The sequence below is a fragment of the Paenibacillus sp. FSL R5-0912 genome (assembly GCF_000758605.1).
Lineage (GTDB): Bacteria > Bacillota > Bacilli > Paenibacillales > Paenibacillaceae > Paenibacillus_AQ.
In genome coordinates, this window is the sequence record NZ_CP009282.1 from 2999505 (window position 1) to 3023205 (window position 23701).

The following is a 23701-nucleotide window of genomic DNA, read 5'->3' on the forward strand; positions in this document are numbered from 1 at the left end:
TGCTGAAGGAGAGAATACGGATGGATAAAAATACGGTACCCGCCCTACCCCGGCTGGCGGCGAGCAAGGAGCCGGGCCGGATCAGGCTGTTTTGCAGAAAGCTGGGGCAGCAGCGGGCTTTGGCTGTGATGTCTGTCCCCTTTTTGATCTGGTTGATTATATTTAAATATTTGCCGTTATGGGGCTGGAGCATCGCCTTCCAGGATTATAAGCCAGCCAAGAAATTCATGGAGCAGACCTGGATCGGGCTGGAGCATTTCAAATTTCTGTTCGGGGATGACCGGTTTCTCCGGGTACTCCGCAATACGCTGGCGATGAGCTCGATCAATTTGTTTTTTGGCTTCGTTACCGCGATTACGCTTGCCTTGCTGCTGAATGAAATACGCAATATTGCCTTCAAACGTGTAGTGCAGACCGTCAGTTATCTGCCGCACTTTATCTCATGGGTCGTTGCCGCAAGCATTATTCAGACGACGTTGTCGCCGGATGGGACCATTAACCAGCTGCTGGTGGGTCTGGGCTTCATTGACCGCGGCAATGAGATTCTGTTCCTGGGTATCCCGGAATACTTCTGGACGATCTTCGGAGCCAGCTCCGTCTGGAAGGATATCGGCTGGAACACGATTGTCTACTTAGCCGCGATGACCACGATTGATCCCACACAGTATGAGGCTGCAGAGATCGACGGCGCGAACCGGTTCAAGAAAATGATCTACGTCACGCTTCCGGGCATCAAGTCCGTTGTGATTGTCCTGCTCATTATGAATATCGGCTATCTGCTGGAATCGGGATTTGAGCCGCAGTACCTGCTGGGCAACGGCATGAATGTGGACTATTCCGAGAACATTGATATATTCGTACTGAAATACGGAATCGCCCAGAGTAATTTCTCCCTGTCCATCGCAGCGGGAATGTTCAAGACCGTCGTCAGCTTCATCTTGTTGTTCCTGGCGAACAATGCCGCGAAGCGCATGGGCGAAGCGAGGCTGTATTAGAAAAGGAGGCGCAGGTATGGAAACCGTAGCTGCCAAACAAAAAAAACTAAACCGCAAACCCAAAATAAGCTCTTCCACCGGCGACCGCTTGTTTGTTATCTGCAATTACTGCTTCATGATCGTATTAATGATCGTTACACTTTATCCGTTTGTGAATGTCCTTGCCGTATCGCTTAACAACGCACAAGACTCCATAAAAGGCGGGATCTACCTGCTCCCGAGAGAGTGGACGCTGGCGAATTACAGTTATATTCTGAAAGAGTCGACGATCTTTCATGCGACATTCATCTCGGTTCTGCGGACCGTTATTGGAACGGTAGTGACCGTCTTCTGCTCAGCCATGCTGGCCTACACGCTCAGCAGACAGGATTATGTGCTGCGCAAATTCATCACCGTTGCTTTTATCATGACGATGTACTTCAACGGCGGTCTGATTCCTAATTATTTGCTGATGCGGGATATGGGACTAGTCGGCACCTTCTGGGTCTACATTCTCCCTGGGATGATCGGCGTGTTCAATCTGATTATCATCCGTTCCTTCATCGAGAATCTTCCCGAGAGTATCATCGAATCGGCAAGGATTGACGGTGCGGGGGATTACAGAACCTTTTTCAGCATCATCCTGCCGTTAACGGTGCCCGTGCTTGCAACGGTGGCGCTGTTCTCGGGAGTGTACCAGTGGAACTCGTGGTTCGATGTCTTCCTCTACAATTCGTCGGATGCCAGACTCAGTACGCTGCAATATGAGCTGCAAAAGATTCTGCAGAATTCCAATACTACCAACGGCACCTCCAGCATCGACGGTATGATTCAGGGCGCCACCGGAGGGCAGCATAATGCGGTAACGCCAATGTCTGTCCGTGCGACGATGACGATTGTGGCCTCAGTGCCGATCATCATGGTGTATCCTTTCCTGCAGAAATATTTTGTCAAAGGCATGATGGTTGGTGGAGTCAAAGGGTAACATCGCGGATAAATGTATAGGAGGAGCGCTTGAGTTATGCTATCAAGCGCTCCTTCTCTTTGTTGTTGCCGTTAACACTAATGGGCTACTCCAGCCAAGCAGATCAGAGGCTGCAGAAAACGCTATCACCCTACTAAAACCAGCCCAATAAATGGTATAATAAAAGGGTTGGGTACTAACCTGTAAGCTTGGGTGAACACCCTTAATTTGCAGATGACTTGCAGGGAAGAGGAGGATTTAAGCAATGGAATATCATGTTGCCATTCAAGGGAGCGATCAGGCGCCGGGTACGGCGGAACAACCTTTCCGCTCCATTTCCCGCGCTGCGGCGCTTGCGTTGCCGGGAGATATCATTACAGTACATGCGGGGATCTACAGGGAATGGGTCAGTCCCGCCAATGGAGGCACGGAGGACCAGCGGATTGTATATCAATCGGCCGGAGACGGGGAAGTGGTGATTACCGGTGCTGAGCCGGTAGCCGACTGGCAAGACGAAGGAGACGGTGTCTGGAGCACGATGGTACCGAATACCCTCTTTGCTGTCCGCAATCCTTATAAGGTTAAACTGTACGGAGACTGGCTGTTTGAAGGTGCATTCGAGCCGCATCTGGGAGAGGTATACCTTGACGGCAAATCCCTGTATGAATGTGATGGCGTGGAGAAGCTGCGTAATCCCGAGGTTTGGCCGCAGGCCAAATATGCGGAGGACTCTTTGCTGCAGTGGTATGCGGAAGCAGGCACTGCCTTCACCCAAATCTGGGCGAACTTCGGCGGCAGAGATCCCCGAAGCGGGAATGTGGAAATCAATGTCCGTCCCTATTGCTTCTGGCCTGAGAAGACCGGCCGCAGCTACATAACGGTCAGGGGATTTACACTCCGGCAGGCCTCTCCCCAGTGGGCTCCGCCTACGGCTTTGCAGGAAGGGCTTATAGGTCCCCATTGGAGCAAGGGCTGGATTATTGAGGATAACCATATCAGCGAATCCAAATGTACTGGGATCAGCCTTGGCAAAGAAATAACGACCGGACATAACGAATGGTCAAATGGCCGCAGCAAAGGCGGAACGCAACGCGAGCAGGAGGTTATTTTCCGCGCACTCCGTCAGGATTGGCATAAGGACAACATTGGAAGTCATATCGTCCGCAATAACTTGATTCATGATTGTGAACAGGCCGGAATTGTCGGCCATTTAGGTGGGGCCTTCAGCCAGATTCTTCAGAACCGCATTTACAATATTCATCATAAACGTATTTTCCACGGGGCAGAGGTGGGCGGAATCAAGCTCCATGCTTCACTGGATACCCAGATTTGCGGGAATGTCATCTACAGCTCCTACCGGGCGTTATGGCTGGATTGGCAGGCGCAGGGCACCCGCATCAGCCGGAATGTATTTTATGACAATCTGTCCGAGGATTTCTTCATGGAGGTCTGCCACGGCCCTTATATGGTGGATCACAACCTGTTCCTGTCGCCGATGAATTTCCGCAATATGGCCCAGGGTGGTGCATTCGTCCATAATCTGTTTGCCGGCAGGTTCGTGGTGCGCCCTGAGCTTACCCGCTATACGCCGTACCATATGCCTCACGAGACAGCAGTGGCCGGGTACAGCAATATTGTGGGCGGTGACGACAGGTATTACAACAATATCTTCCTGCGTGATGAGGATACCGGCAATGAGCAGCTTCCGATGACGTTCTTCGAGCATCTCCCGCTTGCCCCAAGGGAGAGCCTTAACGATAACGGTGAACGGGTGATGGACGGTATCCCGGATAATTCCCGCTGTTATCTCCATCCTGTCGGGCTGGGCGGGTACAACGATTACCCGGGTTCCCTGGACAAGCAGTGGTGGGAATACACCAAGGAAGAGATTAAGGCGATGGTGGAGGCCGGGAAGCCGTTCCATCCCGAACAGATGGCCCTTCCAGTAGCGATCCAGGGCAATCTGTATTTGAAAGACGCGGTGCCGAGTACGCATGAGCCGAATGCTAAGGTCTATGCCGATAGGGGTCTTGAGATCGAGGTTGATCCGGCTTCGGGCAAGGTGCAGGTGCATATTGTGAACCCTGAGCTGCTGCGTGCAGCAGCGCCTACAGTAGTCACCACGAATCTGCTGGGCAGAAGCTATCACGCTGAGATGTATTATGAGGAACCGGATGGCTCCCCTTACCGTTTCGACCGTGACTTCTTCAATAAGCAGCGCCCGGACACCCGTGTGACTCCCGGACCGTTTGAATTATCAGATAATGGCCCAGTGAAAATTGTGCTGTAACACAGAGGAACAGGGGAAGGAATCCACACTTTGTTTATCGAATAAACTAAGTGTGGAATATACATACATTCAAAGAGAGGAATGAGGGGCATTGAACGGAAGTAATCCGAAGTATTTGACGCAAAAACCGGGGTATGATCAGGAGCAGGAAGGTATCGCGCGGGGAGAGATCCGTACGATAGAATACCCCTCTGCTACAGTAGGCAACACCCGGAAGGCCCGGGTATATACACCGCCCGGATATTCCAGCGCAGAGAAATACAGCGTCTTATATCTGCTTCATGGGATTGGCGGGGATGAGGACGAATGGTATACTCACGGCAAACCGCAGATCATTCTGGACAATCTGTATGCCGATCAGTTGCTGAAGCCCATGATCGTTGTGTTGCCGAACGGCCGCGCGATGCTGAATGACCGGCCGGAAGGCGATATTTTCGCTCCTGACAAGGTGAAGGCCTTTGAGACGTTTGAATCTGATTTGCTGAACGATCTCATCCCTTATATTGAAGCGAATTATTCCGTTCAGACGGACCGGATGCACCGTGCCCTGGCCGGGTTATCCATGGGCGGCGGGCAATCGCTCAACATGGGTCTGAATAACCCGGACCGGTTCGCCTGGATCGGGGCGTTCTCCCCGGCGCCCAACACGAAGGAGCCTGAACTGCTGGTACCGGGCCCGCAGCAGACGTCCGCAGCGCTTAGCCTGCTCTGGTTATCCTGCGGAGATCGGGACAGCCTCAAGTATGTCAGCGACCGGACACATGTCTATTTGGCGGAGCATAACGTACCACATATCTGGGTGGAGGAGCAGGGCGACCACGACTGGCCGGTCTGGAAGAACGGTCTGTATCAGTTCTCGCAGCTTATATTTTAAATGGTTTGGGGGGTGCTCGGAGCGGGCACCTCTGATTCCGTTGGAGGTGCTACTGTAGCCGCGAAACGCCCTGCCAAACGTACACTGATTGTCCGTTGATCAAACGCTGACCGAGCATTGATCGAGTGCGGATTGGTACTGATCGGGCAATGTTCAGACACTGATCGGGCATTGATTAAGCACTGAGTACCTGCCGTTTGCCCATCATTCGTCCACCAATCACACACCCAACGTTCGCCTATCGCCAACTAATCAGCCACTAATCATGTCGTCCACCGATTGCATAAGACTGCACTGCACGCGGCGTTGAGGTTGTTGTGAGGAAATAGTTGGATTGTATACACTTGCTGATGAACATACTTCCCTTGCTGCAAAAGTAGTTGGATAAACAGCACTTAATTTATTGCAATTCACGCTAAATGGAGAAAATAGCAAAATTAGATGCTATTTTTCCACTTATATGTCTGCAAACGCCGGAAGCTGGTAAATTAAGATACGTTTTTCCACTTGTTGGCCGACGAGGGGCTGGATTGGCCGGAGAATGGTAGGCAGGTTGGCCGACGAGGGGCTCAATTGGCTGGAACTGTATAGCACTAGGCCGCAGAAGTTGGCTTAATATATACTTAAGCGCGAAAAAGGCAGCCCCAATCCAGGGCTGCCTTTTTTTTCTGTGCATCCGGTCACTGCTTATTTATTCGCGATTGCATCGGCACGCATTTTAACGATTTTGTCTGCTCTTTCCTTATCTACGGCGAATACATCATCCCAGCCGAGACCGGTTACATCGCTCTTCAGTTTGGTCCAGAGCTGATCGAATTGAGCCTGATCCTTGGCAAAGATCATTTTCCAGGAAGTGTTCTTCACATAATCCGAAATCTGGCTGCGTTTATTCTTAACATCCGAAGAATCCGAGCCAAGACTTGTGTTGATATTAGGTACGATATCAATCATGTTGTTCTTCTGATAGTATTCGGTCGGAGTGGTCGCATCATAGGTTTTCTGCCAGTCTGTTGTCAGCGCTGTTTTGTTGGCTTCAATGGTGGAAGCCCAATAGGTGCTGTTGTAGAACTCCTTGGTTTCCGGATCGACTACGAAATCACTCATGATCATCGAGTTCACTTTGCTCTGGCCATCCTGATAACCGCCGCCGCCGTACTCATCAGGTACAGGGGTGTTTTCCTGGAATGCTGTTTGGCCTACTTCCGTCAGCTTGAATTTGCCTTCAGGTGTTTTTTCATAGTTGAAGCCTTCAAAGCCGTTGGTGTAGTAGCGCAAGCCTTCAGGGGAAGACATCCAGTCCATCAGTTCCATGATTCTTTCCGGTTCTTTCGCTTTGGAGCCGATGGCAAAGACTCTTCCGTTCCCGAAGTAAGCATCACTGTTCTGGATCAAGTGGCTGTCCGCAATTGGAACCGCTACGTTGCCGTCGCCCTGGTTGCCTCTTTCAATCGTGTTGTAGAAGCCTCTCTGCCAGGAATACCACAGCAGAAGAACCTGTTTGTTGGTCAGCTTCTCGGATACCTTGGTCCAGTCCTGGGAAGGGGAGTCCGGGTCGACAAGGCCCATTTTGTTAGCGTCATAATAGAACTGTAGAATCTTCTTGTACATGCTATTGTCGTCTACGATCGGAACGATATCACCTTTGGCATTCAGTTGAATGGTTGTAGTCCCGTTCGGCTGCTCATAGCCATACCAGTTGCTGAGCCAGCGGACATTCTCCATGCTTCCGCCGTCCCAGTCCTTCCACAGCGTGATCGGAACAATTGGCTTGCCGTCCGGAGTCTTCGGATATTTGGCCTGCATGTCCTTGAGGGCGGTCATCAGATCGTTCAGATTGTTTAGCTTTGGCGCGCCGATTCCCTTGTAATAGTCCCAAGGTAGTATCGGGCTGGAGTATGGCAGCTCCTCCGAGAAGGTGGTTGGTGAAGTATCGGCGGTGAAGGCCGGCAGGGCATAGATTTTACCGTCCGGATTCTGCTTCTCGAAGGCAACATTGAACGGCTTGAAGTGGTTGTCTACATATTTGGACAGATGCTCTGTATTCTTGATCAAGTCCGTAAGATCCATAATCATACCCGCCGGAATTAATTCCTCAAGCTGGCTGTTCTCAATAATGAGGAGGTCACCCAGATCTCCTGATGCAGATCTGGTCTTGTACAGCTGATCGCCGGCTACCTGCGGAGCCAGAATGTTCAGTGTGATATTGAACTTGTCTTTGAGCAGCTTGCCGTACCACCCGGTCTGCTCGCCCTGATAGTTAGCCGCATTGTTAAATACCGTAATGGTCAAAGGTTTGCTGTGATCAATGCCGCCAGTGCCCGGATCGGATGACTCAGTAGGTGTTCCGGGTTCGGCCGTCCCCGCTGCAGTGCCACCATTGTTGGAATTCCCGCTGCAGCCGCTTAGTGCCGTTGTTACCAGCAGTATGGCCGTCCCTAGTAACAGCGCGGACTTTCTTCCCAGCTTAATATGTGTTCTCATGTGTAGCCCCCCGAATGTTTAATGTATCATAAATGGCGCAGGCGCATTAGCCTTTGACAGCACCAATTATAATTCCTTTAACGAAAAATCTCTGGAAGATCGGATATACCAGCAGAATAGGTGCGACAACGATAATGGTTACCGTCATGCGGATGGAGGTAGAGGTCTGCTTGGTAGCCAGAGTGGCCATTGCCGTTGATCCGGCGTTCTGCAGATTAACCATGGTGGACAAGGAACTTGCCTGGTTGATGTAGTTGTACAGAATGAACTGCAGGCTGTACAATTTGCTGTCCGTCACCAGCAGCAGCGTATCCTGGAAGGAGTTCCATTGATTGACCGCCGAGAAGATGGCAACGGTTGCAAGGATAGGCTTGCTGATCGGCAGAATGATTTTGTAGAAAATTGTGAAGATCCCGGCACCGTCAATACTGGCCGCCTGCTGCAGCTCCTTCGGCGTAGCTTCCACGAAGGTTTTGACTAGGATGATGAAGAACGGGGCTACCACGGACGGAAGAATATACGCCAGGAAATTGTCGGTAAGATGCAGGGTTCTCATGGTCAGATACCACGGGATGATCCCGGCATTGAAGAACATCGTGATGATGGTGAAGCGGTACCAGAATTTCTTGCCCCACATATCCTCTTGCGCAAACATGAATCCCAGGAAGGCAGAAGCACCTACAGTGAGAAGGGTGCCTATTACCGTTCTGCCCAGCGAAATGACAAAGGCATTCCCAAGGCCCGGTATTTTGAATACATCTACATAGTTCTGGAAATGAATCCCCTTAGGCCAGAAGATAATCTCACCCCTGGCACTGAGATCGTTCGCGCTGATGGTATTGATAATGATCGAATAGAACGGATAGACACAAATGAAGGCGAAGAGGGAGAACAGGATATAGACGATTGTTGAAATAATTTTGTCGGTGGCGCTGACCTGCATTTTGATCGTTTTTTTGGAAATGTTTATATCCCGGCTAATTGGCGTAAGTCCAGTCTGGTTGTCACTCATACGATGCCCTCTCCTCTCAATAATTTGGACAGTCCGTTTACCGAAAAGAGAAGCACAACGCTGATCAGGCTCTTCAGCATACTGATGGCAACGGAGACGGAATAACTGCCGCCGCCCATGGCGAGGTTATACACATATAAATCGAGAACCTGCATAGTGTCCTTGTTAAACGCATTCTGGAAGACAAAATATTGCTCCAGTCCATTGTTCAGGAAGCTTGCAATCTGGAGCATCAGCAGAACAAAATAAGTCGGCATCATGCTTGGCAATACGACATGCCGGATCACCTGCATCCGGGTTGCACCGTCCACATAAGCTGCTTCATACAGCGACTCGTCAATGCCCATGATGGCGGCGATATACAGGATAGCTGACCAGCCGAGTGTCTTCCAGGTAGCCCAGAACCACATGGTAAGCCAGACATGATCCGAGCTCTGAAGGAAAAGAACCGGAGAATCGGACAGTCCCGTCATGTGGAGGAAGCCGTTGACCATACCTTCACTAGAGAACATGGAGAAGGCCAGGGAGTAGACGAGGACCCAGCTGATAAAGTTAGGCAGTGTGGTTACGGTCTGAATGAATTTACGGAACCGGACAGCCTTGATCTCTGTCAGGAAGATGGCGAAGATCATAGGGAGCCAGGAGAAGAGAATGCCCAGTCCGCTGATGCCGAAGGTGTTCTTGATGACCTGAAGCAACTGATCAATCTTGACCTGATTCTCGACCAGGGAGTGAAACCATTTGAAGCCGACAAACGGTGATTGGGACAACGGAATGGGCGGGGTATAGTCAAAGAAGGCATATACCCATCCATAGAGCGGATAGTATGAAAAGACAGCAAGTAAAACCATAAAGGGCGAAATGTAAAGAAATTTCCGGAAAGAATTGCTTCTTATGCTCTGGCTGCGCATCGTTTCACTCCTCATCATATTCTCTTTGTATATTGCTTCATTAAAAGCCTTCACCAGGGCTGCTATCCCTTATATATAATCCAGTATGTCATCCCCCTTCTTACAAAAAACGAAGTTCAACCTGCGCGGTGGGTTTGCGGAACGCTATTTCCCCTAACCTGTCTTTATTGATAGCGCTTACATATCTATGGAATTATAATAAATTATCGTTTGCCTTCAAACAATGACAGATCCTCACCAGTTATTGATCTATTGTTAGGTGAAATTACGAATGAATAACAGTTATATTACTAATTTACAATAAAATATAATAGTTTCAAATTATTAGTATGAGGCTAAACGCCTGCATTGTCCGGTTACAGGTGAGCCGGCTCATGCTGTGATGAAGCATTGCTTACGGTATTCGTTGGCACTTGCTCCGGTGTATTCTCTGAATTTTTTGTAGAACCAGTCGATTTCCGTATATCCTACAGCATCTGCAATCTCATAGATCTTCATATCAGTCGTTTCCAGAAGCAGCTTCGCCTTCTCCATCCGCTGCCGCAGCAGATATTCGTTGAAGGACATATTCTCCTGCTGTTTGAATTTCTGTCCGAGATACGCGCAATTGAAGTTCAGGGAATCGGAGATCCGCTTGAGTGTAATATTATGATGGAGCTGCTCATCCACGTACTGCTTGATCGTACTGACGATCGGACAGGAGGGTGCCGGCTCTTGAACACTGGCCTTCTGATCATCCTGTGCCATCGCAGCAGGTCTGTCCTCAGGGGCAAAGCCCCGTCTAACCGCCTCCAGACTTCTGCCCAGCTCCGACGGATCAACCGGGTCCGTCAAGTAATCGCTTACATTATAGAGCAGCGCTTGACGCGCCAATTCGAAATCCCCGCTGCCCCCCAGAAGGATAATCGGAACGGAGCTCCCCCGTCTAATCTGCTCACAGAGTCTCATGCCCGGCGTGTGGACGCCCCGGATATTCAGAAGAACCAGTGAAATCCCCTCGCTATGGATCAGCCGGAGAATATCGGAAGAATAATCAGCATGTGCATGTAAGATGAAATTATTAAGCCTGCTCCCTGCCATATAAGAAGCGATCTCCCGCACATGACGGTTCCGCTCGACACACAAGATTCTGTACAACATGAAGACCCCGCTTTCTTAAGAGAAGTTAAGGCTGCCTCCATTCATTATGTGCAACAGAGCGAAGGGCTACAATGTGCAATTCTTGCACCAGGCTCCATTTGTTTACTTGATCGGAACTGCGTTGCCCGGTGTGTAAGGGCTTGTCGGCCGGACCTATAATTTGACAGGTGAACACCTGAAGTTAGACAGGTTGTTGCCTGAAAATGTAAGCGCTAAACTTTCGAGGTAAGTCATTCATATTTGGGGGGGCACATAATGCGGACTAAAAAGGTAATGTCAGTACTCATTAGTATGTTGTTAGTGGCAGCAACGACGGCATGCGGCGGAGGATCAGGGAACGGCGGGAATGCCGGGGGAGGGGCGTCAGCGAAGCCGGCTGCTTCGGCGAATACGCCGGCGGCAGAGGCAACACCTGAAGCTTCAGCAACCGCAGAGCCAACCACCGCCACACCGGAAATGGATTTCGATATGGGCGGCAGAACGATCAAGATTGTCTCCTGGTGGGATATGACGATCCCTGAGGACAACCCGGACAATATCCAGCGCTCGAAGAATCTGAAGGAACTCCAGAAGAAGCATAATTTCAAGGTTGAATATGTGGCGCTGGACTTCGGCGAATACCAGAAGAAGGTTGTAGCTTCACTGGTGGCCGGTGAACCGCTTGGAGATATTGTCCGAATGGGCAAGGCCTATATGATTCCGGCGCTGACCAAGCAGGATCTGTTCTGGCCGGTTGATGATTATACGAAGAATGAGAATGCCTTCAACCAGCAAATGACGACGGAATTCTCACAATACAACGGCAAGGGCTATGGATTCTCGGAGAATGCGGGCAATCTGATCAGCGGTGTATTCTATAACCGGACCTTGATGAAGAAGCTAGGCATGAAGCCGCTTCAGGAATATGTTAACGAGGATAACTGGAACTGGGATACCTTCACCCAGGTAGCCAAAGAGGCCAATAAAGATACGGATAACAACGGTAAACTTGATGTCTGGGGACTGGCTTCAGGCGGGTTCCTGGAAATGGCCCTGGCCGCCAACGAGACTGATCTGACGATAGACGACAAGCAGAATCTCGATGATCCCAAGGCGCTGGAGGTCTTCAAGTTCATCTCGAAGCTGGGTGCCGAGAAGGTAGCCAGACCGACAGAAGGCGGCGACTGGCAGGAACCGGCGCAGTTCTTCCGCCAGGGGAACACGCTGATGTATGCGGGGGCGGATTATGAGGCGAATGGCTTCAAGACGGATATGAAGGATTATGATATCGGGTTTGTTCCTTTTCCCAAAGGCCCGAATGCGACCGAATATCACAGCGTAGAGTCCAATGTCCAGTTCCTGACGATCCCGAAGAAGGTCGAGAATCCGGAATGGCTGCTGTATATCTGGGAGAAGATCAACGACATCGAGTCGATCTACGATTATCCTAAGCAGGCATCCCTGGAGAGTACGTATGACAACGAAGATGATATCAATAATGCCAAGCTGGTAGAGGGCGGGATGCTGTTAACGAACCATAATACATTCTCGACCATGCCGTACTATGAGCTGCTTGACGAACTGAAGAAGGGAACTTCAGCCTCCACGGTCATCCAGAAGTACAAGGCTAAGGTCCAGGCTTCTGTGGACGCCGTATACAAAAAATAACCGGATACCCGGATGGAACAACAGTCCCCGGCGGACTGTTGTTCCCATTTTCGCTGACATTAGACTTATGATCCAGCGCTTAAGGGGAGGAGAACGTTGAATATTCGAAATAGAAGCACAGCGATAATATTGGTTGTTGTCCTGCTGGCCGGGACGATCTGGATATTGAATTCCTCGGGGCAGCCTGTTCATTCCGATTCTCCGGCGGCGGGCAAGTTCACTGCCGTCCTGCAGGAAGCGGAGGAAGGCAGCTATGAAGCTTATCTGAAGCAATACGGGAACGCTGCACGGCCAGAGCGGGAGCTCCGGATTGAGGGGGAGGACTATTCCCGCAATCAGGGTGACCTCTTTGAAGTCAAAGCGCAATACGAGGGGCTTGACGGCACGGCGGTCATTACCCCGGAAGAGGGAACGATCTCCTGGGAGGTGCCGGTTCCGGAAGCCGGACTGTACAACATCCGGGTTCATTATTACCCGGTGGAAGGCAAAAGCTCCTCCATTGAGCGTTCCTTCTCCATTAATCAGCAGATCCCGTTCAAGGGTGCGGATACATTATTGTTCGACCGGGTCTGGGGGAACCGTGAGGAGGTCATCAAGCAGGACGACCGCGGGAACGATCTCCGCCCCAGACAGGTGGAGCAGCCGGTGTGGCAGTCCACGGTGATTGCCGACAGTGAGGGCTTCTATGAGGAGCCGTATTCCTTCTATCTGGAGCAGGGGAATCAGACCTTGTCGCTGAGCGCACTCCGTGAGCCGATGGCTATAGATTACATTGAGCTGTTTCAGGACCGGGAAGTGAGGTCTTATGCGGAGGCCAAACAGGAGTATGAGGCGAAAGGGTTGAAGCCGGTAACAGAGCCTGATATCGAAGTTCAGGCCGAAGCGGCGTCCGCCAAATCCTCGCCTACTTTATACCCGCTATCTGACCGCTCCAGTCCGGCGGTTGTTCCTTATGATGTCTCCAATTTAAGGATCAATACGATCGGAGGGGTGAACTGGAAGCTGCCGGGGCAATGGATTGAGTGGCAGATTGACGTCCCCGAAGACGGGCTGTACCGGATAGCGCTCAAGGAGAAGCAGAATCAGCTACGGGGCGTCTATGCCAACCGCAGCTTGACGATTGACGGTGAATACCCGTTCACCGAGATGAAGCAAATCCGGTTCAATTACAGTCCCGGCTGGCAGATGAACGTACTCGGCGGGGAGGAGCCTTACCTGTTCCATCTTACCAAAGGGACACACCGGCTAAGGCTGACCGTAACGCTGGGCGATATCGCGCCTCTGGTCCGTACCGTTCAGTCCAGCGTCCTGACCTTGAATGAAATGTACCGCAATGTTCTGGCGATAACCTCCAATAATCCGGACAAATTCCGCGATTATCAGCTGGAGAAGCGGATACCGAATATGACCAAGGTATTCAAGGAGCAGGCAGAGATTATCCGCAGTGTCGGTGAATATCTGGAGCAGGCGACCGGAGAGCGCAGCGACAAAGTATCGGTCCTGTACTCGATGGTAACCCAACTGGAGGATATGGCAGAGCATCCGGATACGGTAGCCAAACGGCTGGTCTCCTTCAAAACAAATGTCGGCGGACTGGGCACCTGGATACTTAGCGTACGGGAGCAGCCGCTGACGCTGGATTCCCTGGTGATCTCGGCACCCGGCAAGCCGCTGCCCCGTGCGCAGGCTACCTTCTTCCAGAAGCTGAAGCATGAGCTGAGGGCGTATGGCGCCTCGTATACCGCTGATTATGACAGCATCGGTAATGTGGCGAAGAACCAGAAATCGATAACGGTCTGGATTTCGACTGGCCGGGATCAGGCTCAGGTGATGAAGAGCATGATTGACGATACGTTCACCCCGGATACGGGCATCTCCGTTGCGCTGAGACTGGTGCCTCCGAATATTCTGCTGCCCGCCACCCTGGCAGGGGAAGGGCCGGATGTAGCCATGCAGATCGGAGAGGACCTTCCGGTTAACTATGCCATGCGTAAGGCATCTGCGGATTTATCCCTCTTCGCGGACTTCGAGGAGGTGGCCTCCCGGTTCCGGGACAGCGCCCTCACGCCTTACCAGTATAACGGAAGCGTCTACGGGCTTCCCGAGCAGCAGATCTTCCCGATGCTCTTCTACCGGAAGGATATTCTGAAGGAGCTTGGGCTGGAGCCGCCAACCACCTGGGAGGAGGTCTACAACGTAGTCTCCGTGCTGCAGAGGCATAACCTGGAGTTCTATCTGCCGCTGGAGGATACGCTGAACAATGCTACGCTGGTGCCGAATGCGGCTTTCACCATGCTGCTCTATCAGAACGGGGGTCAATTGTATACGGACGACCAGAAGCGAAGCGCATTGAACTCGGAGACCTCCATGAGTGAATTCAACACATGGACCCAGTTCTATACCAATTACAAGTTCCCGGTGAAGGTGGACTTTCCGAACCGCTTCCGTACCGGGGAGATCCCGATCGGGATTGCCGATTATACCATCTACAACAGCCTGACCGTGATGGCACCGGAGATCCGTAACCTGTGGGAATTCGCGGTGGTGCCCGGAACGAAGCAGGCGGACGGTACGGTAGACCATAGCGTAGCCAGTCATACGACCGGCGTAATGCTGTTGGAGAATGCCAAGGACAAGGATTCGTCCTGGGAATTCATGAAGTGGTGGACGGATAAGGACACCCAGGTCCAGTACGGCCGGGAAATGGAAGGGCTGATGGGGGCGGCGGCACGTTATCCGACCGCCAATATCGAGGCGCTGGAGGAATTGCCGTGGCCGGTGAAGGATTATACCCAGCTGGAGGACCAGTGGCAATGGGTGAAGGGCAATCCGCAGGTTCCGGGCGGATACTTCACAGGCAGACATCTGGACAATGCGTTCCGCAAGGTGGTTAACGGGAACGTGAATCCGCGCGAAGCTCTGTCGGATTATCTGATCTATATTAACGATGAAATTCAGATCAAACGGAAGGAATTCAAACTTCCGTATTAGTTTGGAGGCTGTGAGCCGATGGTACAAATACACAATACCGCTGAACCAGCCTTACATGGGCTGGCCGGCGGTCCCGTCAAGGTGTCCCGCCGGGCGCAATTATGGAAAGATATCAAGAAGAGCAAACATTATTATTTCATGATGAGTCCCTATATGATCATCTTCTTCCTGTTCACAGTGATCCCGGTGGTCGTCTCCTTCGGGCTAAGCTTCTTCTACTTCAATATGCTGGAGACGCCGCGGTTCGTCGGGTGGGAGAACTATTCAAGGCTGCTTCTGGGCGACGATGTATTCATGATTGCGCTGAAGAATACCTTCCTGTTCGCAGTCATCACGGGTCCGTTAAGCTATATCGCCTGCTTCCTGTTCGCTTGGCTGATCAATGAACTGTCGCCCTTCGTCCGGGCGCTGATGACGCTGGTATTCTATGCGCCATCCATCTCGGGCAATGTGTTCTTTATCTGGCTGATCGTCTTCTCGGGGGACAGCTACGGGTATCTCAACGGCTTCCTGATGAAGATCGGGGTGCTGCTGGAGCCGATCCAATGGCTGCAGAATGAGAAGTATATCCTCGCCATTGTCATTATCGTTCAGCTCTGGCTTAGTCTGGGCACCAGCTTCCTGGCCTTCATCGCCGGTCTGCAGACCGTAGACCAAACGCTGTTCGAGGCGGGGGCCATGGACGGGATCAGGAACCGCTGGCAGGAGCTGTGGTTCATCACGCTGCCGTCCATGCGGCCGCAGCTAATGTTCGGTGCAGTTATGCAGATCACCGCCTCCTTCGCGGTGGCCGAGGTCTCCATCGCGCTTGCGGGGTTCCCAAGCGTCAACTATGCGGGGCATACGGTGGTAACCCATCTGATGGATTACGGGACGCTCCGTTTTGAGATGGGCTATGCTTCTGCCATTGCTACCATTCTCTTCGGCATTATGCTCGGAACCAATATGATGACCCAAAAACTGCTCAGAAAGGTGGGTGAATGACCCTGTATTCGAGAGTTATAGGGGCGTTTCGCCCTCAAAAAAGACTGAACCGGTCCTTTACTGTCAGCTTGATGCTGTTCGGCCTGCTGCTCGCCTTCGGCTCGTTCATGGTTCTCCCGCTGATCTATACCGTGAACAATGCCTTCAAGCCGCTGGATGAACTGTTTATCTTCCCGCCGAGATTTCTTGTGCGGAACCCGACGCTGGAGAACTTCACCGATCTGGTGGTGATCATGGGGAATTCCTGGGTGCCGTTCACCAGATATGTAGCGAATACCCTGCTGATTACACTGGTAGGAACCGCAGGCCATATCCTGCTCGCTTCGGCTGCGGCCTATCCTTTGGCCAAATTCAAGTTCCCCGGCTCCAATATGCTGTTCAGGATTGTGGTGCTGTCCCTGATGTTCTCACCTCATGTGACGGCAATTCCCAATTACCTGGTCATGTCGCAGCTCGGGTGGATTAATACACAGGCGGCGATTATCGTTCCTTCACTGGCCTTCTCGCTGGGTCTGTTCCTGATGAAGCAGTTCATGGAGCAGATCCCGGATGCGCTGATCGAAGCGGCCAAAATTGATGGTGCGAATGAATACCGCGTGTTCTGGCAGATCGTGATGCCCAATGTGAAGCCGGCCTGGCTGACGCTGATGATCCTGCAATTTCCAGCCCTGTGGGGCACGGATGGAGGCAGCTTCATCTACAGCGAGAACCTTAAAACGCTTCACTATGCGCTCAGCCAGGTTATCCAGGGCGGGATTGCACGTGCCGGAGTAGGGGCTGCGGTGGCCTTGCTGCTGATGACCGTGCCGATCCTGTTGTTCATTATTTCACAGAGCAGTGTCATTCAGACGATGGCCACATCCGGTATGAAAGAGTAGAGAGGAGGAACGGTGACGATGGTCGCAAGGATAAAGAAACTGAGAACCGGCCTGCTGGCCTTGTGCTGCCTGGTCTGCCTGGGACTTCGCGGAGAGCTTGCCTCGGCGGAGAGCGCAGCCCCTTCCTACAATTATTCATACTGGGGGTATAGTGTGGCGGCTCCGTCCGCTTATCAGGCAAGCACGTTGATCACGGGTGCAGGCTCCGGTGCTGGCGAGTTCAAGAATCCGCAGGATATTCAGGTAACGGCCGACAAGCAGATCTATGTGCTGGACAGCGGCAATAACCGGTTTGTGATTCTGGATCAGGACTACAAATCCATAAAGACAGTAGACGCGTTCCAGTTCAAAGGGAAGGCGGAGAAGTTCAATAATCCGCAGGGGATTTATGTGACGCAGCAGAAGGAGGTCTATGTTGCGGATACCGGCAATAAGCGGATTGTTCATTTCGATAGCGGCTTAAGGGCGATCGGTATCATGGAATCGCCGAAGTCCGAATTGCTGCCGGCAAGCTTCGAATTTCAGCCTGTCCGTGTAGCTGTAGACAAAGCGGACCGGATCTATGTGATGTCTGCCGGTGTATTCGACGGCTTCATGGAATTCGGCGCAGACGGAGCCTTCAAGTCCTTCACCGGTGCGAACCGGGTACGTGTCGATGCTGTGGATTACTTCTGGAAATCCATATCGACCAAGGCGCAGCGTGAGCAGATGGTGATGTATACGCCAACCGAATTCACCAATCTGGATATCAATGATGAAGGCTTCCTCTACGCTACCAACGGGGATGAGTTCGGCGACCCGATCAAGAAGCTGAACGCGCAGGGGGCCGATATTCTGCGCAGAGAGGGCTATTACAAGCCGAGTGGCGATCTGCTCTACTCCACGCGCTCGGGTGGCGCTCCGCGCCTCGTGGATATTGATGTCAGCGACAGTGAGATCTATTCCGTTCTGGATGCCAGCCGGGGCCGGGTGTTCACCTACAACGGGGACGGATATCTGATGTACATTATCGGCGGAATCGGGAACCGTCTGGGCGAATTCAACTCCCCGGTGGCCATTGAGCACAGCGGTGACGATATCCTTGTACTGGATCAGGCGCTGGGGGAGATTACGGTATTTCAGACCACAGAGTACGGAAGAATGCTGAACAGCGCAGTCAGAAGTTACTACAGCGGTGATGAAGAGATGGCCTATCAGCAGTTCAGCGAGGTTGTGAATCTGAATGCGAATATGGAATATGCTTATGCGGGCATAGGTAAGGCTTATCTGCGCAAAGGCGAGTACAAGGAGGCGACGGAGTATTTCAAGCGCAGCATGGACCGTCCCAACTATTCGAAAGCGTTCCTGCTCTACCGCAAGGAAGTGCTCCGCGGACAATTCTCCACGATCATGACCTTTCTGATCATGCTGGCATCCCTATGGCTGGGCGTGAGAGTGTACCGGAAAATGAAGGCCAGAAAGAAGGTTGAGCTACATTGAACAGAGAAGCGCTGCAACATCCGCTGTACGTTATCGTTCATCCGTTCAACGGATACTGGGATCTCAAATATGAACGCAGTCAAAAAACGAGCCTGATGTTGTCCTTCGGCATTCTGTTTATGCTGATCCTAACCAATGTGCTGGGCAGTCAATATAGCGGATTTCTGGTGAATCATAGTGATCCTAAGTATCTGAACAGTCTGATGGAAGCAGTCTATGTCCTGGTTCCTGTCCTCTTCTGGTGTGTGGCGAACTGGTCGCTGACCACGCTGATGGACGGGGAAGGGAAGTTCGTGGAGATTTTTATTACCACCTGCTTCTCCCTGCTGCCGATTGTGCTGATTAACTTCCCGTGGATCTGGATCAGTAATTTTATCTCGGTGCAGGAAAGCTCCTTTTATTATTTTTTCAAAAACTTTGCCGTCATCTGGTCGGGCCTGCTGTTGTTCGTGGGCATTATGACCGTGCACCAGTTCTCCCCGTCCAAAACGGTCGGGACGATTCTGCTCACGGTGCTTGCCATGGCGTTCATGGCATTCCTGACCCTGCTGTTCTTCAGTCTGGTTCAGCAGATGATTGTGTTTATCTCAACCATATACCAAGAGATTGTCTTGAGAGGATAGGAGGAGGACCGGGAATGAGGAAGCCGTTAATCATGCTGCTCTCGATTCTCTTCAGTATGAGTGTGCTGGCAGGCTGTACATCGTCAAGCTCAGGCAGCCAGGCCGGCGGGCATGAACCGAAGCTTGAAGTGTCCTTTGAAGGGGGCGGTCTGAAGCCCGCCTTTGACGATACAGCTGTGGATGGCATGAAGGGTGTTCTGGAGAATAAGCAGCTCCGGCTGTATATGGATGAAGCTACCGGAGGTATCGCCGTCAAGAACCAGTCGGACGGAACGCTCTGGTATAGTAATCCGCCTGATCGTGAAGCCGATGCCAAGGCCAGCGGAGAGAATAAAGACCTGTTATCCGCGCAGCTCAAGCTGGATTTCTACAACAATCTGGGCCAGGTCAGCTCTGTCAATTCGTATACAGACAGCGTGGCCCACAAGCAAATGAAGCTGGAACAGACGCCGGAAGGCATCAAGGTCTTCTACCAGTTCGGAACGACCGCCAAGACGGCGGAGGATCTGCCCATGATGGTGGGCAAGGAGCGGTTCGAGGAGAAGATTGTGAGCAAGATGGATAAGACCGGGCAGCGAACCATGAAGATCGCCTACACCTTCGATGAGGAGAAGGGCGTGTATAAGCGTAACGATGAAGCGCTGAAGGGGCTGCAGCTGGAGCGGACCCTGAAGGGCTTCGAGGAAGCGGGGTACACCGAGGAGGATCTGCAGCAGGATATCACCGAGAATAACCTGAGCCAGACCAAGCCGGTGCCGCGTATCTTCCAGCTCTCGATTGAATACTCCCTTGACGGGGATCAATTGGTAGTCAAGGTTCCTGCAGCGGACATAAGGTATCCCGCCGATTATCCGGTGAATGATATCTCCGTCCTCAGCTTCCTGGGGGCCGGCGGGAGCAAGGACTCCGGTTCCATTCTGGTGCCGGACGGCTCCGGAGCGCTGATACATTTCAACAACGGCAAGACCCGTTACCCCGCATACAAGCAAGCTGTATACGGCAAGGACGGGTCCATGGAGGTCACGGATGCCTATGCGCAGCAGCAGGAGGTGAAGCTGCCGGTGTTCGGCTTGATCCGCGAGCAAGGCGCGATGCTGGGCATTATTGAGCAGGGCGCATCACTCGCCACGATTAATGCCGATACCAGCGGAAGATTGAACGGTTACAACTACGTGTATCCGAGCTTCACCCTGATTGCCAAGGGGGAGGTTACCCTGACGTCAGCCGAACAGAACCGTACCCTGCCAAGATTTCAGCAGGAGCCGCCCAAGACGGATTACGTCATCCGGTATGCGTTCCTGAGCGGAGACGAGGCGTCTTATCCCGGCATGGCGCGATATTACCAGAACTATCTGACGCAGCACGGCGGTTTGCCTGAGGCGCAGGCGGCGGGAACGCCGGAATCCCCCGTGAATACCCCCTTTTATCTGGAGCTGGTGGGCGGAATTACCAAGACGAAGCATGTGCTGGGCTTTCCTTATCAATCGCTGGAGCCGTTGACCACTTTCGATGAGGCAGAGAGTATTCTGGAACAGATGCAGCAGCGCGGCATTAACAATATCCGGCTGAAATATGCAGGCTGGTTCAACCGGGGCCTCGATCACAAAGTGCCGGACCGGCTGTCCGTAGACAAGGCGCTCGGCGGCAGCAAGGGGCTGAACCGGCTGGTGGCGTTCGCCAAGGAGCAAGGCATTCAGCTATTCCCTGACGTTGCGCTGCTCAGAGCGAACCAGGCCTCCGGCTTCAGAGTTAACCAGAAGGCTTCCCGGATGCTCAGTGAAATTCCGGCAGCCGTCTATCCGTACAATATGGCCTTGAACCGGCGGGACCGTACCGTCAGCCCTGCTTATATTATTTCACCGGCCAAGGTCGGCGGATATGTCGATGCCACGCTGAAGGAGATCGGGCCGTTTCAGACCGGCGGCATCTCGCTGAGAGACATGGCCGATCAATTGAACAGCGATTTCCGCAAGAATCATGAGATCGACCGGACAGCGTCCGAGCAGATATCGGTCCAGTCGCTGGACCGGATCACCGGACAGTCGCTCCGTATTCTCGCTGACGGCGGAAATGCCTATGCGCTGCCGTATCTGACCGATATTACCAATGCACCGGTGTCCAGCAGCCAGTTCAAGCTGGAGGATGAGGAGATCCCGTTCTATCCGATGGTGGTGCGGGGATATGTGAATTACACAGGCAAGCCGTTCAATCTGTCCACCTTCACCAGCCCCAGACAATATGTGCTGAGAAGTCTGGAGTATGGGTCCGGCCTCTATTACGAGTGGATGCATGCGCCTAACTACAAGGTGAAGGATACAGACTTCGGCAACCTGTACGCGGTCAATTATGAACAATGGATCAATCAGGCCGCCGATATGTATCTGGAAGTCAACGCGGTTATGAAAAATGTGCAGAATCAGCGGCTGACCGGTCATGAGAAGCTGGCAGACGGTGTCTATAAAAGTACCTATGAGAACGGTCTGTCCGTCATCGTCAACTACAACCGGACGGCAGTCCTTGCCGAAGGCCGCACGATAGAAGCCGAAAGCTATATTACGGGTGGTGAGCAATTGTGAAATCCATACTGAGACTGAACCGCAGAACCTATAACGATCAAAAGGCATTAATGGGCTTCTTCTATGTGCTGCCCTGGCTGCTCGGCTTCATCTTCTTCTTCCTGATTCCGTTGTTGTCTTCGCTGCGCTACAGTCTAAGCTCGGTGCAGGCCAACTCCGACGGACTGATTATTCATTTCAGCGGCTTGCAGAATTATGTGGAGGCGCTGACGGTGAATACCGAGTTCAACCGTTCGCTAGCCGATGCCATCCTGAATATGGTTATTAATGTGCCGCTCATCGTCATCTTCAGCCTGTTTCTGGCGGTGCTGCTGAATCAGAAGTTTATCGGCAGATCGCTGGCCCGGTCTATTTTCTTCCTGCCGGTTATTCTGGCCTCCGGGGTGATTCTTAGCCTGGAGAGCACCAGCTTGATTCAGGCCGTCAACGATCAGAATGCCGGGGCCGGTGCAATTCAGGGCCTGGGTACGTTCGAGCTGGAAGGAATGATGCTGGACGCGGGCTTAAGTGAATGGGTGGTTGATTATTTGAGCAGCGCCGTGGGCCGCATTTATGATATTGTGAGCCAGTCCGGTGTACAGATTCTGATCTTCCTGGCCGGCATCCAGACGATCTCGCCGCAGCTATACGAGGCTTCTAAGATGGAAGGGGCAACCGGCTATGAAGCTTTTTGGAAAATCACCTTCCCCATGGTCAGCCCGCTCATTCTGGTGAATGCCATCTATACGATTATCGACTCCTTCTCCAATAACGCCATGACGGATTTGATCCGGGAGACGGGCTTCACCCAGTTCAATTTCGGACTAAGCTCGGCGATGGCCTGGCTGTATTTCGCAGCCGTTGCCTTGATTCTGGCTGTCAGCAGCTACCTGATTTCGAGGAAGGTCTTCTATTATGATTAAAAGGAGGATGGGAGCATTGCATGCAAACCGTTTGCTGTCGCTGGAACGCTGGAAGAAATGGATATGGTCCTTCGTGCGGCTGACACTCATTGCAGGCCTGGCGTTCGTGATCCTCTATCCGGTGCTTCAGAAGATTTCCACGGCATTCAAGGATAAAAGCGATCTGTATTCGCCAATCGTCGTCTGGCTTCCCGAGCATTATACGCTCGACAATTTCATTAAGGCGATCAGCATCATGGATTACTGGCAGGCCTTGCTGAATACCTTCACGCTGTCGGCGCTGACTACGCTCCTGACCGCCATATCCTGCGCTCTCGCGGGATACGGCTTCGCCCGGCTGAAGTTCAAGGGAAGCCAGCTTCTGTTCGCCGGGGTCATACTGACGATCCTGGTTCCGCCGATCACGATTCTGATTCCGGTCTACCTGAATTTGAAGGATTTCAGCCTGATGGGGCTGATTCCGCTGCTGACCGGCAAATCGGTCAATCTGCTTAACACCTACTGGCCGTTTATCTTAACGTCAGCAACGGCGAACTCCTTGAAGGCGGGGCTGTACATTTTTATCTTCCGGCAGTTCTTCAGGGGGATTCCCAAGGAGGTGGAGGAAGCGGCTTATATCGACGGGGCAGGCGTGGGCAAAACCTTCTACAGAATTATGCTGCCCAACGCCATACCTTCCATCGTTACGGTGCTGCTCTTCTCGTTTGTGTGGCAGTGGAACGACAGCTTCTTCACCACGACCTATCTGACCTCAAGCAAGGTGATGGCGACCCAGCTCGGCTCGCTGCCTTATAATCTGGCGATTCTGCTGGAGGACGGAGTAAGTTCCAAGGCAGACCCTTTCTATCTGAGCATGGTTCAGGATACCGGGATTCTGCTGGCGATTCTGCCGCTGATTATCATCTACCTGTTCGTGCAGCGGTATTTCGTGGAGAGTATTGAACGTACAGGAATTGTCGGTTAAACCGTGAATGA

At 52.2% G+C, this 23701-nt stretch carries 17 protein-coding genes; 13 read left to right on the forward strand and 4 right to left on the reverse strand.

Annotated elements, in window-relative coordinates:
• The first annotated feature begins 20 nt into the window (after positions 1-20).
• The 4 genes from R50912_RS12480 to R50912_RS12495 all read left to right on the forward strand — a co-directional run bounded on the left by R50912_RS12480 (position 21) and on the right by R50912_RS12495 (position 5102).
• Positions 21-995: an ABC transporter permease gene (locus tag R50912_RS12480; protein WP_042235199.1), complete on the forward strand. Its 975-nt coding sequence runs from the start codon at positions 21-23 to the stop codon at positions 993-995.
• Positions 996-1011: 16 nt separating this feature from the next.
• A complete protein-coding gene (locus R50912_RS12485; protein ID WP_042235201.1) occupies positions 1012-1959 on the forward strand; it encodes a carbohydrate ABC transporter permease in 948 nt (315 codons plus the stop codon).
• A 244-nt stretch (positions 1960-2203) separates the two neighbouring features.
• Positions 2204-4228 carry a right-handed parallel beta-helix repeat-containing protein gene (locus tag R50912_RS12490; protein WP_042235202.1) on the forward strand — a complete coding sequence of 675 codons (2025 nt, stop codon included), beginning with the start codon at positions 2204-2206 and terminating at the stop codon, positions 4226-4228.
• A 91-nt stretch (positions 4229-4319) separates the two neighbouring features.
• The gene (locus R50912_RS12495; protein ID WP_042235204.1) at positions 4320-5102 is read left to right on the forward strand and encodes an alpha/beta hydrolase; all 783 of its coding nucleotides are present in this window, start codon (positions 4320-4322) and stop codon (positions 5100-5102) included.
• A 687-nt stretch (positions 5103-5789) separates the two neighbouring features.
• On the opposite strand, the gene R50912_RS12500 is transcribed toward R50912_RS12495, so the two are convergent.
• The 4 genes from R50912_RS12500 to R50912_RS12515 all read right to left on the reverse strand — a co-directional run bounded on the left by R50912_RS12500 (position 5790) and on the right by R50912_RS12515 (position 10646).
• The gene (locus R50912_RS12500; RefSeq protein ID WP_052416260.1) at positions 5790-7583 is read right to left on the reverse strand and encodes a type 2 periplasmic-binding domain-containing protein; all 1794 of its coding nucleotides are present in this window, start codon (positions 7581-7583) and stop codon (positions 5790-5792) included.
• A gap of 46 nt (positions 7584-7629) precedes the next feature.
• The gene (locus R50912_RS12505) at positions 7630-8595 is read right to left on the reverse strand and encodes a carbohydrate ABC transporter permease (RefSeq protein ID WP_197073078.1); all 966 of its coding nucleotides are present in this window, start codon (positions 8593-8595) and stop codon (positions 7630-7632) included.
• A complete protein-coding gene (locus R50912_RS12510; RefSeq protein WP_156123469.1) occupies positions 8592-9506 on the reverse strand; it encodes an ABC transporter permease subunit in 915 nt (304 codons plus the stop codon). The genes R50912_RS12505 and R50912_RS12510 overlap by 4 nt, the downstream gene beginning before the upstream one ends.
• A gap of 372 nt (positions 9507-9878) precedes the next feature.
• Complete coding sequence (locus R50912_RS12515; protein ID WP_231637837.1) at positions 9879-10646, reverse strand: helix-turn-helix transcriptional regulator; 768 nt, start codon at positions 10644-10646, stop codon at positions 9879-9881.
• Between the two features lie 255 nt (positions 10647-10901).
• On the opposite strand from R50912_RS12515, the gene R50912_RS12520 reads away from it, so the two are divergent.
• The 9 genes from R50912_RS12520 to R50912_RS12560 all read left to right on the forward strand — a co-directional run bounded on the left by R50912_RS12520 (position 10902) and on the right by R50912_RS12560 (position 23690).
• Positions 10902-12293, forward strand: coding sequence for an ABC transporter substrate-binding protein (locus R50912_RS12520; protein WP_042235206.1), 1392 nt, complete (start codon positions 10902-10904; stop codon positions 12291-12293).
• 96 nt (positions 12294-12389) lie between these two features.
• Positions 12390-15284 (forward strand): extracellular solute-binding protein, encoded by a 2895-nt coding sequence (locus R50912_RS12525; protein ID WP_042235208.1) that lies wholly within the window; start codon positions 12390-12392, stop codon positions 15282-15284.
• A gap of 18 nt (positions 15285-15302) precedes the next feature.
• Positions 15303-16268, forward strand: coding sequence for a carbohydrate ABC transporter permease (locus R50912_RS12530; protein ID WP_042235210.1), 966 nt, complete (start codon positions 15303-15305; stop codon positions 16266-16268).
• Entirely contained in the window at positions 16265-17146 is an 882-nt protein-coding gene (locus R50912_RS12535) for a carbohydrate ABC transporter permease (protein WP_042235212.1), read from the forward strand. Before R50912_RS12530 ends, R50912_RS12535 begins: the two co-directional genes overlap by 4 nt.
• Before the next feature lie 18 nt (positions 17147-17164).
• Positions 17165-18625: a hypothetical protein gene (locus tag R50912_RS12540; RefSeq protein WP_042235214.1), complete on the forward strand. Its 1461-nt coding sequence runs from the start codon at positions 17165-17167 to the stop codon at positions 18623-18625.
• Positions 18622-19248, forward strand: coding sequence for a YIP1 family protein (locus tag R50912_RS12545; protein ID WP_042235216.1), 627 nt, complete (start codon positions 18622-18624; stop codon positions 19246-19248). The genes R50912_RS12540 and R50912_RS12545 overlap by 4 nt, the downstream gene beginning before the upstream one ends.
• Positions 19249-19262: 14 nt before the next feature.
• Positions 19263-21824, forward strand: coding sequence for a DUF5696 domain-containing protein (locus R50912_RS12550; protein ID WP_042235217.1), 2562 nt, complete (start codon positions 19263-19265; stop codon positions 21822-21824).
• Positions 21821-22726 (forward strand): carbohydrate ABC transporter permease, encoded by a 906-nt coding sequence (locus R50912_RS12555; RefSeq protein ID WP_042235219.1) that lies wholly within the window; start codon positions 21821-21823, stop codon positions 22724-22726. Before R50912_RS12550 ends, R50912_RS12555 begins: the two co-directional genes overlap by 4 nt.
• A gap of 7 nt (positions 22727-22733) precedes the next feature.
• On the forward strand, positions 22734-23690 hold the full coding sequence (locus R50912_RS12560; protein WP_042235220.1) for a carbohydrate ABC transporter permease: 957 nt from the start codon (positions 22734-22736) through the stop codon (positions 23688-23690).
• The last annotated feature ends 11 nt before the right edge of the window (positions 23691-23701 follow it).

Coding starts and splice junctions, on each gene's coding strand:
- R50912_RS12505 (WP_197073078.1), bottom strand. CDS start 8,595: ATGAGTGACAACCAGACTGGACTTACGCCAATTAGCCGGGATATAAAC.
- R50912_RS12550 (WP_042235217.1), top strand. CDS start 19,263: ATGAGGAAGCCGTTAATCATGCTGCTCTCGATTCTCTTCAGTATGAGT.
- R50912_RS12510 (WP_156123469.1), bottom strand. CDS start 9,506: ATGCGCAGCCAGAGCATAAGAAGCAATTCTTTCCGGAAATTTCTTTAC.
- R50912_RS12560 (WP_042235220.1), top strand. CDS start 22,734: ATGGGAGCATTGCATGCAAACCGTTTGCTGTCGCTGGAACGCTGGAAG.
- R50912_RS12540 (WP_042235214.1), top strand. CDS start 17,165: ATGGTCGCAAGGATAAAGAAACTGAGAACCGGCCTGCTGGCCTTGTGC.
- R50912_RS12515 (WP_231637837.1), bottom strand. CDS start 10,646: ATGTTGTACAGAATCTTGTGTGTCGAGCGGAACCGTCATGTGCGGGAG.
- R50912_RS12490 (WP_042235202.1), top strand. CDS start 2,204: ATGGAATATCATGTTGCCATTCAAGGGAGCGATCAGGCGCCGGGTACG.
- R50912_RS12485 (WP_042235201.1), top strand. CDS start 1,012: ATGGAAACCGTAGCTGCCAAACAAAAAAAACTAAACCGCAAACCCAAA.
- R50912_RS12535 (WP_042235212.1), top strand. CDS start 16,265: ATGACCCTGTATTCGAGAGTTATAGGGGCGTTTCGCCCTCAAAAAAGA.
- R50912_RS12500 (WP_052416260.1), bottom strand. CDS start 7,583: ATGAGAACACATATTAAGCTGGGAAGAAAGTCCGCGCTGTTACTAGGG.
- R50912_RS12530 (WP_042235210.1), top strand. CDS start 15,303: ATGGTACAAATACACAATACCGCTGAACCAGCCTTACATGGGCTGGCC.
- R50912_RS12520 (WP_042235206.1), top strand. CDS start 10,902: ATGCGGACTAAAAAGGTAATGTCAGTACTCATTAGTATGTTGTTAGTG.
- R50912_RS12480 (WP_042235199.1), top strand. CDS start 21: ATGGATAAAAATACGGTACCCGCCCTACCCCGGCTGGCGGCGAGCAAG.